The following is a 13,216-nucleotide window of genomic DNA, read 5'->3' on the forward strand; positions in this document are numbered from 1 at the left end:
GCAGTCGGGTTCCTGAGCGAGCGCCGGCGAGACGACGGGCGTGTCAGGCCGTCAGGCCTTGCACTGCTCCGCTTCGGTCTCGGCGCAGATGTCGCGGATCAGGTCGTAGTACGCGTCGTCGACCGGCTTCGTGGCGTAGAACACGCTGCGGAACGCGTCGGAGTCGGCGCCGTCGATGCCCGCGGCGATGATGTCGTCGATCGTGACCTCGCCGAGCGCGTCGACGAGCTCCTGCGCGACCTCGTCCGGGAGGGACGAGGAGTAGACCAGGGGCGCACCGGGCACCATGGTCTCGTCGATCACCTTCACCTTGTCGGACTTCTCGACCTCGGAGTCCTCGGCGAACCCGACCTCGCACTCGACGCCCTCGCCGACCTTCTGCACGCTCACGTCGTGCTTGCCCGCGAAGACCGGCGTGATGTCGGCCTGGGGGTCGATGCCCGCCTCGAGCAGGTTGTAGGAGGGGAAGAGGTAGCCGGAGGTCGACGACGGGTCGACGAAGCAGACCTTCTTGCCGGCGAAGTCCTTCAGGCTGGTGATGTCGCTGTCGGCGGGGACGATCGCCTGCGAGTAGTAGCCGGGCTCCTGGCCCTCCTCGGTGATGATCGACGAGATGGGCGTGAGCTTCGCGCCGTTGTTGGTGGCGGTCACGTAGGTGAAGCCGGAGAACGACGCGACGTCGACCTTCCCGGCGACGGCGGCCTCGATCAGCGCGGCGTAGTCGGTGGACTCGTGGTACTCGACGGTCTTCCCGGTGACCTCGGCGATGTAGTCCATCAGGGGCTGGTAGTTGGTCTCGGTGTCGACCGAGTCGGGCACGACGCCGAAGACCAGCGTGTTCTCGTCGACGGCGAACCCGCTCGCGCCGGCGGACTGTGCGTCGCCGGGGGCGTCGGTGGCCTCGGCCGTTCCGGCACAGGCGGCGAGGCCGAGCGCGAGGATCGCAGCGCCGGCGAGGGCGGGGAGAGCACGGAGCTTCATGGTGGACCTTTCAGGGTGGGAGGGGTGATCCTCGACGACTCTGACAGGCCCGGTCTTCAGATGTATACCTATCTCGGAAGAGTTCAGGGCGCGTTCACCCGCCATTCGCCTGGGTGAACACTCACCGACCATCCGCGGCCTCCGCCCGATGGCGAAGTAATGTACCTATGTGGCCGAAGCTGTGTACACCCAGATCGCCGACGACCTGCGCGCCCGGATCACCGACGGCACGCTGCGCCCCGGCGACGACGTACCCACCGAGGCCGAGCTCGCCGAGCGCTGGCACACCTCCCGCGGCCCGATCCGCAACGCGCTCGCGGCGCTGCGCGCCGAGGGGCTGATCGAGACCGGTCGCGGACGCCCGGCGCGCGTCGTCGCGCGCAAGGCGAACCAGGCGGTCGACGTGTCAGTGCCGTTCACGCGCTGGGCGCGCGAGCTCGGCGTGACCCCCGGCGCCGAGACGCAGGAGCTCAGCCTGCGCCGCGCCGGCGACCTGGGTCCCGCGCTCGGCGTGGGGCGCGACGACACCATCGTCCGCGTCGTCCGCCTGCGCCTCCTCGACGGGCGGCCGACCATGCTGGAGCGCCTCGCCTACACCGAAGACGTCGGGCGTCGGCTGTTCGAGGTCGATCTGGACGAGGTCTCGATCACCGAGTACCTGGCCTCCCTCGGGCATCCGATCGTCACGCTGCGGCACGAGATCGATGCGGTCGCAGCCGACGAGCAGGACGCGAGCCTGCTGCGGGTTCCGCGGGGCGCACCGATCCTGCGACTCACGCGCACGTCGCGCGACGCCGACGGACGCGTCTTCGAGGCCTCGGAGGACCGCTACCTCAGCGAGGTGGTCCGGTTCACGGTGGCGGCGTCCGGCATCTCGACCGATGGGCACTTCATGCGCGCCGTGGGTGCGTGAGGAGAGGGATTCGGCCGCAATGGAAAGGGGCCGGAAACAGATTCGCGATCGCGGGCACGGGAGTGTTCAGAAGCCAGAAAGATCGCGCCCGCGATCGCAGCGCTGGGGACGCTTTATCTGGGGAGCTTTCAGCATATGCCGGTGCGAATTGGGCTCTGAAGTGCCGAAAGTCGAGACCTTTTTAGACTTTCGTCTAGGTCTGTTCGCGCGCACGCAGCGCACTCTGCCACTGTAGCGCCTCAGGCCACCGGCAGTGCGGCCGACACGAGCCAGTGCCCGTCGACCTCCCCCGCGCTGAACTCACCGCTCGCGCCCATGACGCGCTCGGCCATGCGGCCGAGGCCCGTGCGACTCGACGAGAGCTCGCGGCGGGGCGTGGTCGGAAGGGGACTGCGCAGGGTCAGGTGCGCGGTGTCGTCGTCCACGGCGAGACGGATCTCGACCGTGCCCTCGCCGGCGTACTTCAAGATGTTGGTGGCGGACTCGCGCACGATGCGCGCCAGCACGATCTCCACGGCGCGCGGGATGCGCTCGTCGCCCGGGTCGCCTTCGCACACCACCGTGTGCCCGGCGGCCGCGAACTCGGTGCGTGCTTCGTCGATCGCCGCGACGAGGTCGCCCGTCGGCATGCCTGCCGACCGGGGCCCGTCGTCGGCCAGTTCGATCACGAACCGGAGATCGGTCATGGCCTTGCGCGCGGCCACCCGGATGGCCTCACGCGAATCGTCACTGGTTCCGGGGTCCTCGAGCATCTGCACGTGCAGCGACACCACCGTGAGGTGGTGCGCGATGCTGTCGTGCAACTCGCCGGCGATCCATCGCCGCTCGGCGAGCACTGCTTCGCGTTCCTGTTCGGCCGCTGCCTCGAGCTGACGCTCCAGGCGGCTGCCGCGTGCGAACGCGATCCGCAGCGCGAAGCCGACGGCTCCCGCGACAGCGGCGAAGACGAGGTAGATGGCGACGTTCACGCCGGCGTCGGCGTCGCGCATGGCGACGACGGCGGCAGCGACGAGGAACGCGCCGGTGTACGACAGGATCAGCGAGGTCCAGCCGAGTCGCATGACCAATCCGGCCGCGACAGCGGCGGCGGTCAGGACCTGGTACTCGGTTCCTGCCAGAAAGGAGAGCGCGAACACGACGCCGAGGGCGCATGTCGCGATGAGGGGCTTCCAGAGATAAAGGGCGAAGACTGCCGTCGAAGAAATGCTCACCACGAGGACGGCCGGGTTCACACCCGGAGTCACGATGAGGCCGATCAGATCGACGGCGATAGTGATGGAGATGATCACCAGAACGACGATGCGTTCGATAGCGGTGAGTTTCTCACCTCGGACCAGCCGGAGTGTATCCGCAGACCCGCGAATCGAATGGTCGAAGGCCATGGTTCACTATCTCCTATTCGCCAGGTACTCTAGCGGACGAGACCAAAGAACTTGCTAACCTGCTGCCAGAAAGTCATTACGTTCACCTCCATTTTGTAGTCGTTTGTCGATGTCTGTATTCATCTTCTCGACGACGCTGAGCGCGCACATCTGTCTTGAGTCCAGACCTCGATGGCCAAAGGTCTACAGCGCGGATCCGCGGGTGCAGCGCGGTTAGGCTTCCTCCATGCAGGAAATCCGCGTCGTGATCGTCGATGACGATCCACTGGTCCGCTCCGCGCTGTCCCACTTCGTGTCGCGCGCGCCGGAGATCACGGTCGTGGCGCAGGCGGAGGACGGTCGCGAGGCCCTCAGCACGGTGGAGCGGGAGAAGCCGGACGTCGTCATGATGGACGTCCAGATGCCCGAGATGAACGGCATCGAGGCGACGGCGGCCATCGCGCAACGGTGGCCCGATGTGCGGATCCTCGCCGTGACCACCCTCGACGGCAGCGACACGGTCCTGCCGATGCTGAGCGCCGGGGCGTCGGGCTACCTGCTCAAGGACTCCAGCGCGGAGGACATCGTGACCGGCGTGCGCGAGGTGTTCGCCGGCCAGAGCTCGCTGTCCCCGCGCATCGCCTCCATGCTGATCCGGCACGTGCGCGACTCCACGCCCGCCGCGACCGCCGCCGATGCCCTCGAACCGCTCACGGACCGTGAGGAAGAGGTGCTGCAGTGCCTCGCGAAGGGCATGTCGAACGCCGAGATCGCCAAGGCGCTCATCGTGTCGGAGGGCACGGTCAAGGCGCACCTCGGGCGCATGATGTCGAAGTGGCACCTGCGCGACCGCGTGCAGATCCTCGTCACGGCCGCGCACGCGGGACTGGTCACCTTCCGCTGACCCCGTGCCTCGCGCGGCACGCGGGCATTCCGCTGGCGCACCGCGCGCGCCGCGGGGATCCGGGAGAGTGCTCACACCTGCATCCATCTCCGGACCGTCGGCGTCGACGGTCCGAGGGCTGTCGTTCTTCCACCCCGCGCCATCTCCAGAATGGAACCGCGGGGGTCACAGCGCAAGCAGCGCGATGCCGGTCAGCACGATGAGCGAGGCGCCCACCCGCCACCCTGGCCGCGACTCCCTGAGCACGACCGCGCCGAACAGGCTCACCAGCACCACGCTCACCTCGCGCAACGGCGCGACCAGCGCGACCGGAGCGATCTGGATCGCCGACAGCACGAGGATGTACGACAGGGGCGACAGCACACCGAACGCCAGGATGCGGCGCCACTGCGCACGCCCGAGCGCCCACACCGCGGGCCAGCGGCGACGGACCGCGATCGAGTAGAACGGCACCTGCAGCAGGGTCGTGCCCACCATGAAGGCCACCGGCGACAGGCTCCACGTGCGCACCGCATGCGTGTCCCAGATCGTGTACACCGCGATCGCCACGCCCGTCAGCAGCCCGAACACCAGGCCGAGGTCGACGCCCCGCCCTCCGCCGCTCCCCCGGTCGACCAGCCCGACCGCCACCACGCCGACGATCACCGCGGCGACGCCGACCAGGGCGATGCCCGACGGCCGCTCCCCCAGCAGCACCACCGCGACGATCACCGACAGGAAGGGACCGGTCCCGCGCGCCGTCGCATACACGGTCGACAGGCTGCCCTCGCGATAGCCGCGCTGCAGCACCGCCATGTACACCACGTGCAGCACGGCCGAGACACCCACCCCGAGGGCGAACGAGGCGAGGTCGGACGTGCCGAGGCCCCCCGTGAACGGCACCGCCCCGATCCACACGGCCGTGCTGGCCACCGCGCCCCACCACAGGAACGGCGAGCCGGCGCGGCTGATGCCGTGCGCGATCACGTTCCAGGCGGCGTGGGCGACGGCGGCACCGAGGACCAGGACGAAGGCGAGTGGGGACACGACAGACCCTTCCGTTCGGCGCAGGCACGACGAACAGGGTCCTCCGGGCTTTTGTCCTGTCAGATGACGGCCCGCTCACGGGAGCGGACCGTGGCGCCGCTCGGACCAGACGGGTGCGGACCCCGGAACCCTAGGCGCTATCGGGACCACCCTAGCCGTCCGAGGTGAACCGGAGGGGAACGCCGGTCGCGACTACGCTCGAAAGACACCCCGCGCAGGAAGGTCATGCCCATGCCCGTCACCCCGGTCGCTCTCGCCCACGCCGATGACCTCGCCGACTTCGTCGCCGCCTCCCCCTCCAGCTATCACGCCGCGGCCGAGGTCGCCCGTCGCCTGGAGGACGCCGGGTTCACGCGGCTCGACGAGCACGACGCGTGGCCGTCCGCCGCGGGCGGGCGGTACGTCGTGGTGCGCGACGGAGCCGCGATCGCCTGGGTCGTCCCCGCCGACGCCACCGCGACCACGCCCGTGCAGGTCTTCGGCGCCCACACCGACTCCCCTGGCTTCAAACTCAAGCCGCAGCCCACGACCGGTGTCCGCGGGTGGCTGCAGGCGGCGGTCGAGGTCTACGGCGGCCCGCTGCTGAACTCCTGGCTCGACCGGGAGCTGCGCCTCGCCGGTCGCCTGGCCCTCGCCGACGGCCGCGTCGTGCTCGCCGACACGGGCGCCCTGCTGCGACTGCCGCAGCTGGCGATCCACCTCGACCGCGGCGTGAACAACGGCCTCGCGCTCGACAAGCAGACCGAGACGCAGCCCGTGTGGGGACTCGGCGACCCGTCCGAGGCGGACATCCTCGCGGAGCTCGCGGGCTCCGCCGAGGTGTCGGCGTCTGACATCCGCGGCTACGACGTGGTGGTGGCCGATGCGGCACGCGGCGCGGTGTTCGGCAAGGACAGCGCCTTCTTCGCCTCCGGTCGCCTGGACGACCTCGCCTCCGTGCACGCCGGCGTGGTGGCGCTGCAGGCGCACGAGCCCGCCGCTGGTGCGCCGATCGCGGTGCTCGCCGCGTTCGACCACGAGGAGCTCGGGTCGGAGTCGCGCTCCGGCGCGGCCGGCCCGTTCCTGGAGGACGTGCTGGAGCGGGTCTACGACGGGCTGGGCGCCGACGCGTCGGCCCACCGTCGGGCCTACGCCGCGTCGTGGTGCCTGTCGAGCGACGTGGGCCACTCGGTGCACCCCAACTACGTCGGCCGCCACGACCCCGTGGTGCAGCCGGTGCTCGGCTCCGGCCCCATCCTCAAGCTCAACGCCAATCAGCGCTACGCCACGGACGCGGTCGGCAGCGCCGCCTGGCGGGAGTGGTGCGAGCGCTCGGGCGTCGCCACGCAGGAGTTCGTGTCGAACAACGGCGTGCCCTGCGGCTCCACCATCGGACCGATCACGGCGACGCGCCTGGGCATCCGCACGGTCGACGTGGGCATCCCGATCCTGTCGATGCACTCGGCGCGGGAGCTCGCCGGCGTGAGCGACCTGCACGACCTGACACGCGTGGCCGGAGCGTTCTTCGCCGGCTGAGCCCCGCACCGGCGCAGCAGTGCCATCATGAGCAGATGACCGACATCAGGCCGGCTCTCATCGAGCGCGCAGGCATCGAGATCATCCCCGAATCCGAGCGGACCGCGAAGCCGCGCGACCTCTTCTGGCCGTGGTTCGCCGCGAACGTGTCGGTGTTCGGCATGTCGTACGGCTCGTTCGTGCTCGGCTTCGGCATCTCGTTCTGGCAGGCGACGCTCGTGTCGGTGATCGGCATCGTGGTGTCCTTCCTGCTGTGCGGGCTGATCGCGATCGCGGGCAAGCGCGGCTCCGCGCCGACCATGGTGCTCTCGCGGGCGGCGTTCGGCGTGCAGGGGCAGAAGATCCCCGGCATCGTCTCCTGGCTCACCTCGATCGGCTGGGAGACGTTCCTGGCGATCATGGCCGTGCTCGCCACCGCGACCGTGATCACGCAGCTCGGCGGCGACGGCGACAGCCTGTGGCTCAAGATCGTCGCGACCGTCGTGGTGGCCGCGCTCATCGTCACGGCCTCCGTGCTGGGCTATCACACGATCATGCGCCTGCAGTCGGTGCTCACCTGGGTCACCGGCGTGGTGACCGTGCTCTACATCGTCCTCGCGATCCCGAGCATCGACCTCGGCGTGGTGCTCGCGCGTCCGGACGGCGGCATCGGGCAGGTGATCGGCGCACTCGTGATGGTGATGACCGGGTTCGGCCTGGGCTGGATCAACATCGCCGCGGACTGGTCGCGCTACCAGAAGCGCACGGCCTCCGACGGCGCGATCGTCGCCTGGAACACGATCGGCGGCTCGGTCGCGCCGGTCATCCTCGTCGTGTTCGGCCTGCTGCTCGGCGGCTCCGACGACGACCTGCTGAACGCGATCGCGGCCGACCCGATCGGCGCCCTCGCGAGCATCCTCCCCCTCTGGGTGCTGGTGCCGTTCCTGCTCACCGCGGTCCTGGCCCTCGTGTCGGGCGCCGTGCTGGGCATCTACTCCTCCGGCCTGACCCTGCTGAGCCTCGGCATCCGCATCCCGCGCCCGTCGGCGGCCGCGATCGACGGGGTCATCCTCACGCTCGGCACGATCTACGTGGTGTTCTTCGCGACCGACTTCCTCGGCCCGTTCCAGAGCTTCCTCATCACGCTCGGCGTGCCGCTCGCCTCCTGGGCCGGCATCCTGATCGCCGACATCCTCCGCCGCCGCGCCGACTACGACGAGCAGGCGCTGTTCGACAGCCGCGGCCGCTACGGCGCCTGGGACTGGACCTCGATCGTCACCCTGGTGGTCGCGAGCGTGATCGGCTGGGGATTCGTGCTCAACGGCTTCGCCGAGGCCGCCCCGTGGAACAACTGGCAGGGGTATCTGCTGTTCCTGGTCGGCGGCGCTGACGGCGACTGGGCGTACGCCAACCTCGGGGTGTTCTTCGCGCTCGTGCTGTCGTTCGTCGTGACCTGGTTCGCCAGGGCGGGGAAGATCCGCCGGCAGGAGGCGGCGTGACCACGACCGCCGGCCCGGGTTCACGGGACGCCTGGCTGGTCGTGATCGACCCTCAGCACATCTTCGCCTCGCCCGACTCCGCGTGGGGGTCGCCGTTCTTCGACGACGCGATGGGCAACATCCGGCGGCTCGCCGACGCGTTCGGCGACCGCGTGCTGGTGACGCGGTGGCTGCCCACGGCCGACCGCTCCACCTCCTGGGGCGACTACTTCGCCGCGTGGCCCTTCGCCGACCGCCCGGCCGACGACGCACTGTTCGACCTGGTTCCCGCGGCGCGCGGGCTGTCCCCGCACCCGACGCTCGACCTGCCCACGTTCGGCAAGTGGGGCGCGGAGCTGGAGGCGGTGGTGGGACACGGCGCGCCGGTGGTGCTGGCCGGCGTGTCCACCGACTGCTGCGTGATCTCCACGGCGCTCGCTGCCGCGGACGCGGGGGCCCTGGTGACCCTGGCCGCCGACGCCTGCGCCGGTTCCACGGCGGAGAACCACGCCGCCGCGGTGCAGGTCATGAGCCTCTACCCGCCGCAGATCACGGTCGCCGAGACGTCCGCCCTCCTGTCTCGCTGACCCCGCCTGCGGGGTGGAGGACGGGCCGCGCGAGGCCCACCCGGGCGCGTTTTCGATCCGGCACCGCGACCGGGGCACCGCGACCGGGGCACCGCGACCGGAGCGGACGGGGTCAGGCGGCGGCGCGGACGGCGGCGGCGATGTCGGCCGGGGAGCCGCGCCAGGGAGCGCCGTGCCCGGGGAGCACCCACGACGCGTCGAGCGCGGCCAGCCTGTCCAGCGACGCCAGGGCCTCTGCGGGTGCATCCGTGAAGGGAGCCGGCTGGGCACCCTCGCGCCCGGTGAGCACATGCCGCGTCGTGAGCGCGTCGCCCACGAACACCGCGTCGACCGCCGGCACGTGCACCGCGATGCTGCCGGGCGAGTGGCCGGGCAGACCGACGACCACCGGGGCGCCGGGCAGGTCGAGCACCGCGCTGTCGTCCACCTCGACGACCGAGGCGACGTGCGGCGTGCGCAGCGCGTTCTTGCGCAGGCCGTAGGCGAGGAAGCCCAGCATCGGGAGCGGGCGCGCGGGCCCCATCGGCGTCCGGGGCTTCTCGCCCGTGCGCACGCGGTGGGCGTCGGCGGCGTGGATGATCACGGGCACGCCGGTCTCGCGGCGCAGGCGTTCGGCGAACCCGATGTGGTCACTGTCGCCGTGGGTGAGCACGAGACCGCGGACGTCGGACAGCGGACGACCGATCGCGGACAGCTCGTGCTGCAGGTCTTTCCAGTGTCCGGGCAGACCGGCGTCGATGAGCGTGATGCCCCCGGGCAGGTCGATCAGGTACGAGGCGACGATGTCGTTGCCGAGGCGGTGGAGGTGCGGGGCGAGCTGCATGGCGGGTCCTCTCGGATGATTGCGATAGCTACGATACGTAGCTATGATGGCTACTGTCAATAGCCATCACTGGAGGATGCATGCCGACCCCCGAACGCACCACGACCGACGCGATCGTGACCGCCGGACGAGAGATCCTCGAGGCGTCCGGTCCCTCGGGCCTCACGATGCAGACGGTGGCGACGCGCGTCGGCGTGCGCGCCCCCTCGCTCTACAAGCGCGTGAAGGATCGCGAGGCACTGCTCGCCGCGGTGGCGACCGCCACGGTCGACGCGCTGGGCGAGCGCCTCGAGGGGGCCGGCGACGACCTCGCCGAGCTCGCCACCGCCTACCGCGCCTTCGCGCACGCGCACCCCGAGGGCTTCCGGCTGATGTTCGCCGCACCCGTGCCGCAGGAAGCCCTCGAGCGCTCGGCGGCACCGGTCATCCGGGCGTGCGCGACCACGGTCGGCGACGACGACGCCCTCGACGCCGCCCGGCTCTTCACCGCCTGGGCGACCGGGTTCCTGCAGATGGAGCTCGCGGGCGCCTTCCGCCTGGGCGGCGACGTCGACCGCGCCTACGCCTACGGCCTGCGGCAGCTCATCGGCGGCCTCTCCCGCTGAGCCCCTCCCCGGGCCCGGGCCCGCAGGGACGGCCGCGATCGCACGGAGCGCCAGGACACACCCGCCCGCACCGGCGATTCGACCGGTCGGAATACTGGCACACTGTTGCCGGGAGGGTCCATGAGCACCGATGCGCACACCGGAGAGTCCGTCCACCCCACGAAGGCCCGGAAGCCCTGGCACCGCACGAAGGTGATCGTGGTGATCGTGGTGGCCGTCGCCGCCGTGGTCGCCCTCATCAGCAGCCTCACCCCCTGGCCGTCCGCCATGGTCATCCGCGCGGTGTTCACGAAGGGCGGCGACGAGACCGCCGCCGAGATGGACAAGCACGTGCCCGACGCCGCGCTCGACGTGCAGCAGGGGATCGCGTACGGCGACGCGGGCACCGACACGACGATGGACGTGTTCCGCCCGGCCGACGCCGACGGTCCACTGCCGACCGTGGTGTGGATCCACGGGGGCGCCTGGATCTCGGGCGAGAAGGAGAACGTCGACCCGTACCTCCGGATCCTCGCGGCCGAGGGCTACACGACCGTCGGGGTGAACTACACGATCGGGCCCGAGGGCGTGTACCCGCTCGCCGTGCGGCAGCTCGACCAGGCCCTCGCCTACATCGACGAGCACGCCGCGGAACTCGGCATCGACCCCGACCAGATCGTGCTCGCGGGCGACTCCGCCGGCAGCCAGCTCGCCAGCCAGATGGCCACGCTCATCACCAACCCCGACTACGCCGAGATCGTCGGCATCGACCCGTCGCTGAAGGCCGACCAGCTCGCCGCCACGATCCTCAACTGCGGCGTGTACGACCTCGCAGCCCTGGCCGAGCTCGACGGCATCGCCGGCTGGGGCCTCAAGACCGCGATGTGGGCGTACTCGGGCACCAAGACCTGGGCGGAGGACTCCACCGGGTCGACGATGTCGACGCTCGACTGGGTCACCGCGGACTTCCCCGCCACCTACATCTCCGGCGGCAACGGCGACGGTCTCACCTGGCTCCAGTCGATCCCGATGGCGAAGCGCCTCGAGTCCCTGGGTGTGGAGGTGACGACGCTGTTCTGGCCGATGGATCACGAGCCCGCCCTGCCGCACGAGTACCAGTTCCACCTCGACCTGCCGGATGCCCGGACCGCTCTGGACGAGACGATCGCGTTCCTGGCGAAGCACACCACCCGCTGAGAACATTTCACTCCTGTGACGGTCGCCACGAAAGTGATATGTTTTCCGCATGCACCCGGAGAACCAGCGCGCCCTGGAAGACGGCATCGTCACCGACCTCACCGGACGGATGACCTACGGCTCGTACCTCGCCCTGGATCAGCTGCTCACCGCACAGCACCCCGTGAGCCAGCCGGAGCACCACGACGAGATGCTGTTCATCATCCAGCACCAGACCACCGAGCTGTGGCTCAAGCAGGTGCTGCACGAGCTGTCCTCCGCGCGCACGCTGCTGGCCGCCGACGACCTGCGTGAAGCCCTCAAGCGCATCGCCAGGGTCAAGAAGATCCAAGACGTGATGACGCAGCAGTGGTCCGTGCTCGCCACCCTCACCCCGACCGAATACGCGCAGTTCCGCGGCTCACTCGGCACCTCGTCCGGCTTCCAGTCGGTGCAGTACCGCGCCGTGGAGTTCGCGCTGGGCAACAAGAACGAGAAGATGCTCGGCGTCTTCCGCGACCATCCCGCGAACCTGGCGCTGCTCACCGCCGAGTGGGAGAAGCCCACGCTGTACGACGAGTTCCTGCGCTACGCCTCCCGCCGCGGACTACCCGTTCCGGCCGAGATCCTCGACCGCGACGTGCGCGAGCCCTACCGCGAGACCCCGGCGCTGGTCCTCGCGATCCGCGCCATCTACCAGGACCCCGGCACGCACTGGGACCTGTACGAGGCGTGCGAAGACCTGGTCGACCTCGAGGACAACTTCCAGTTCTGGCGGTTCCGGCACCTCAAGACCGTGTCGCGCACGATCGGCATGAAGGTCGGTACGGGCGGCTCCAGCGGCGTCGGATTCCTGCAGCGCGCCCTCGACCTCACGTTCTTCCCCGAGCTCTACACCGTCCGCACCGAGATCGGCGGCTGAGATGCACGCCGCGACGTACTTCGACGGCACCCGGTGGCGCGAGGGCGTCGTCGAGGCGACCGCGGAACACGTGCGGCTCCGCGCCGAGACTCCTGCCCCCGGCCTCCCCCGCGTCCCCGGCGGGGTCGTCGGCGGCTTCACCGACCACCACGTGCACCTGCAGCTCGTCGACCACGCCCTGCTGCGCACCTCGCGCCTCGCCCGGGTCGACGACCTGGGCGGGAACCCCGCGGTGCTGCGTGAGCTCGCGGTGCACAACTCGGCCACCCCCGATCACGCCGTCGAGGTCCGGTACGCCGGAGCGTTCCTCACCCCGCCCGGCGGCTACCCGTCCGACCGCGACTGGGCCCCCGCGGGATCGGTGCGGGAGGTCGCGGACGAGGCTGCCGCCGTCGCCGCGGTCGAGGATCTCGCGGCCGCCGGGGTCGCCCTCCTCAAGGTCGCCGGCAACAGCACGGCCGGTCCGGTGTTCGCCGACGCGGTCGTCCACGCGATCATCGAGCGCGCGGACGCGCACGGCCTGCCGGTGGTCGTGCACGCCGAGGGCCCCGGCGAGGCGCAGCGGGCCGTACGCCTCGGAGCCGCCCGCCTCGCGCACGCGCCGTTCACCGAGCGCCTCGACGACGCCGAGGTCGCCCGCCACGCGGCCTCGGTCTCCTGGATCTCGACCCTCGCGATCCACGACCCCGCCGCCCTGCGCATCGCCGTCGACAACGTGCGACGGTTCCACGCCGCCGGGGGCACCGTGCTCTACGGCACCGACATGGGCAACGGCCCCACCCCGGTCGACCTCCACCCCGCCGAGCTCGACGCCCTCCGCCGCGCTGGGCTCGACGACGCCGCCCTGCTGCGCGCCCTCGCCCCCGTGGACCCGCGGCAGCCCGGCGCGCTGCTGCTCCTGCTCCCGGACGGCTCGACCGATCCGTTCGACGCCCGCCCGCTGACCGCCGCCGACCTGAAGGTGTGA

At 70.7% G+C, this 13,216-nt stretch carries 13 protein-coding genes; 9 read left to right on the forward strand and 4 right to left on the reverse strand.

Annotated features, from left to right (window positions below):
- Window positions 1-51 precede the first annotated feature (51 nt).
- The gene (locus ACFWCH_RS01715) at window positions 52-981 is read right to left on the reverse strand and encodes a phosphate/phosphite/phosphonate ABC transporter substrate-binding protein (RefSeq protein WP_136036454.1); all 930 of its coding nucleotides are present in this window, start codon (window positions 979-981) and stop codon (window positions 52-54) included.
- A 169-nt stretch (window positions 982-1,150) separates the two neighbouring features.
- On the opposite strand from ACFWCH_RS01715, the gene ACFWCH_RS01720 reads away from it, so the two are divergent.
- Window positions 1,151-1,894: a GntR family transcriptional regulator gene (locus ACFWCH_RS01720; RefSeq protein ID WP_240744676.1), complete on the forward strand. Its 744-nt coding sequence runs from the start codon at window positions 1,151-1,153 to the stop codon at window positions 1,892-1,894.
- A gap of 239 nt (window positions 1,895-2,133) precedes the next feature.
- Here the strand turns inward: ACFWCH_RS01720 and ACFWCH_RS01725 are convergent, their stop codons facing one another.
- Window positions 2,134-3,183 carry a sensor histidine kinase gene (locus tag ACFWCH_RS01725; RefSeq protein WP_378802768.1) on the reverse strand — a complete coding sequence of 350 codons (1,050 nt, stop codon included), beginning with the start codon at window positions 3,181-3,183 and terminating at the stop codon, window positions 2,134-2,136.
- A gap of 319 nt (window positions 3,184-3,502) precedes the next feature.
- Here ACFWCH_RS01725 and ACFWCH_RS01730 point away from each other — a divergent pair, with 319 nt between their 5' ends.
- Window positions 3,503-4,159: a response regulator transcription factor gene (locus tag ACFWCH_RS01730; protein WP_240744674.1), complete on the forward strand. Its 657-nt coding sequence runs from the start codon at window positions 3,503-3,505 to the stop codon at window positions 4,157-4,159.
- 165 nt (window positions 4,160-4,324) lie between these two features.
- On the opposite strand, the gene ACFWCH_RS01735 is transcribed toward ACFWCH_RS01730, so the two are convergent.
- Window positions 4,325-5,185 carry an EamA family transporter gene (locus tag ACFWCH_RS01735; protein ID WP_378802769.1) on the reverse strand — a complete coding sequence of 287 codons (861 nt, stop codon included), beginning with the start codon at window positions 5,183-5,185 and terminating at the stop codon, window positions 4,325-4,327.
- Between the two features lie 231 nt (window positions 5,186-5,416).
- Here ACFWCH_RS01735 and ACFWCH_RS01740 point away from each other — a divergent pair, with 231 nt between their 5' ends.
- Genes ACFWCH_RS01740 through ACFWCH_RS01750 form a run of 3 tightly spaced genes read left to right on the forward strand, consistent with a single transcriptional unit; the run spans window position 5,417 to window position 8,744 of the window.
- Window positions 5,417-6,700 (forward strand): M18 family aminopeptidase, encoded by a 1,284-nt coding sequence (locus tag ACFWCH_RS01740; RefSeq protein WP_378803833.1) that lies wholly within the window; start codon window positions 5,417-5,419, stop codon window positions 6,698-6,700.
- A gap of 35 nt (window positions 6,701-6,735) precedes the next feature.
- The gene (locus tag ACFWCH_RS01745) at window positions 6,736-8,178 is read left to right on the forward strand and encodes a purine-cytosine permease family protein (RefSeq protein WP_378802770.1); all 1,443 of its coding nucleotides are present in this window, start codon (window positions 6,736-6,738) and stop codon (window positions 8,176-8,178) included.
- The gene (locus ACFWCH_RS01750) at window positions 8,175-8,744 is read left to right on the forward strand and encodes a cysteine hydrolase family protein (protein WP_136034854.1); all 570 of its coding nucleotides are present in this window, start codon (window positions 8,175-8,177) and stop codon (window positions 8,742-8,744) included. The genes ACFWCH_RS01745 and ACFWCH_RS01750 overlap by 4 nt, the downstream gene beginning before the upstream one ends.
- 112 nt (window positions 8,745-8,856) lie before the next feature.
- Here ACFWCH_RS01750 and ACFWCH_RS01755 read toward each other — a convergent pair whose 3' ends face one another.
- Complete coding sequence (locus ACFWCH_RS01755; protein ID WP_378802771.1) at window positions 8,857-9,567, reverse strand: MBL fold metallo-hydrolase; 711 nt, start codon at window positions 9,565-9,567, stop codon at window positions 8,857-8,859.
- A gap of 80 nt (window positions 9,568-9,647) precedes the next feature.
- Here ACFWCH_RS01755 and ACFWCH_RS01760 point away from each other — a divergent pair, with 80 nt between their 5' ends.
- The 4 genes from ACFWCH_RS01760 to ACFWCH_RS01775 all read left to right on the forward strand — a co-directional run bounded on the left by ACFWCH_RS01760 (window position 9,648) and on the right by ACFWCH_RS01775 (window position 13,216).
- Window positions 9,648-10,172 (forward strand): TetR/AcrR family transcriptional regulator, encoded by a 525-nt coding sequence (locus tag ACFWCH_RS01760; RefSeq protein WP_378802772.1) that lies wholly within the window; start codon window positions 9,648-9,650, stop codon window positions 10,170-10,172.
- Window positions 10,173-10,292: 120 nt separating this feature from the next.
- Window positions 10,293-11,348 carry an alpha/beta hydrolase gene (locus ACFWCH_RS01765; protein ID WP_378802773.1) on the forward strand — a complete coding sequence of 352 codons (1,056 nt, stop codon included), beginning with the start codon at window positions 10,293-10,295 and terminating at the stop codon, window positions 11,346-11,348.
- 49 nt (window positions 11,349-11,397) lie between these two features.
- On the forward strand, window positions 11,398-12,249 hold the full coding sequence (locus tag ACFWCH_RS01770; protein ID WP_378802774.1) for a tryptophan 2,3-dioxygenase: 852 nt from the start codon (window positions 11,398-11,400) through the stop codon (window positions 12,247-12,249).
- 1 nt (window position 12,250) lies between these two features.
- Window positions 12,251-13,216: a hydrolase gene (locus tag ACFWCH_RS01775; RefSeq protein ID WP_378802775.1), complete on the forward strand. Its 966-nt coding sequence runs from the start codon at window positions 12,251-12,253 to the stop codon at window positions 13,214-13,216.

Source organism: Microbacterium sp. NPDC060132, from assembly GCF_042729675.1.
Lineage (GTDB): Bacteria > Actinomycetota > Actinomycetes > Actinomycetales > Microbacteriaceae > Microbacterium > Microbacterium sufflavum.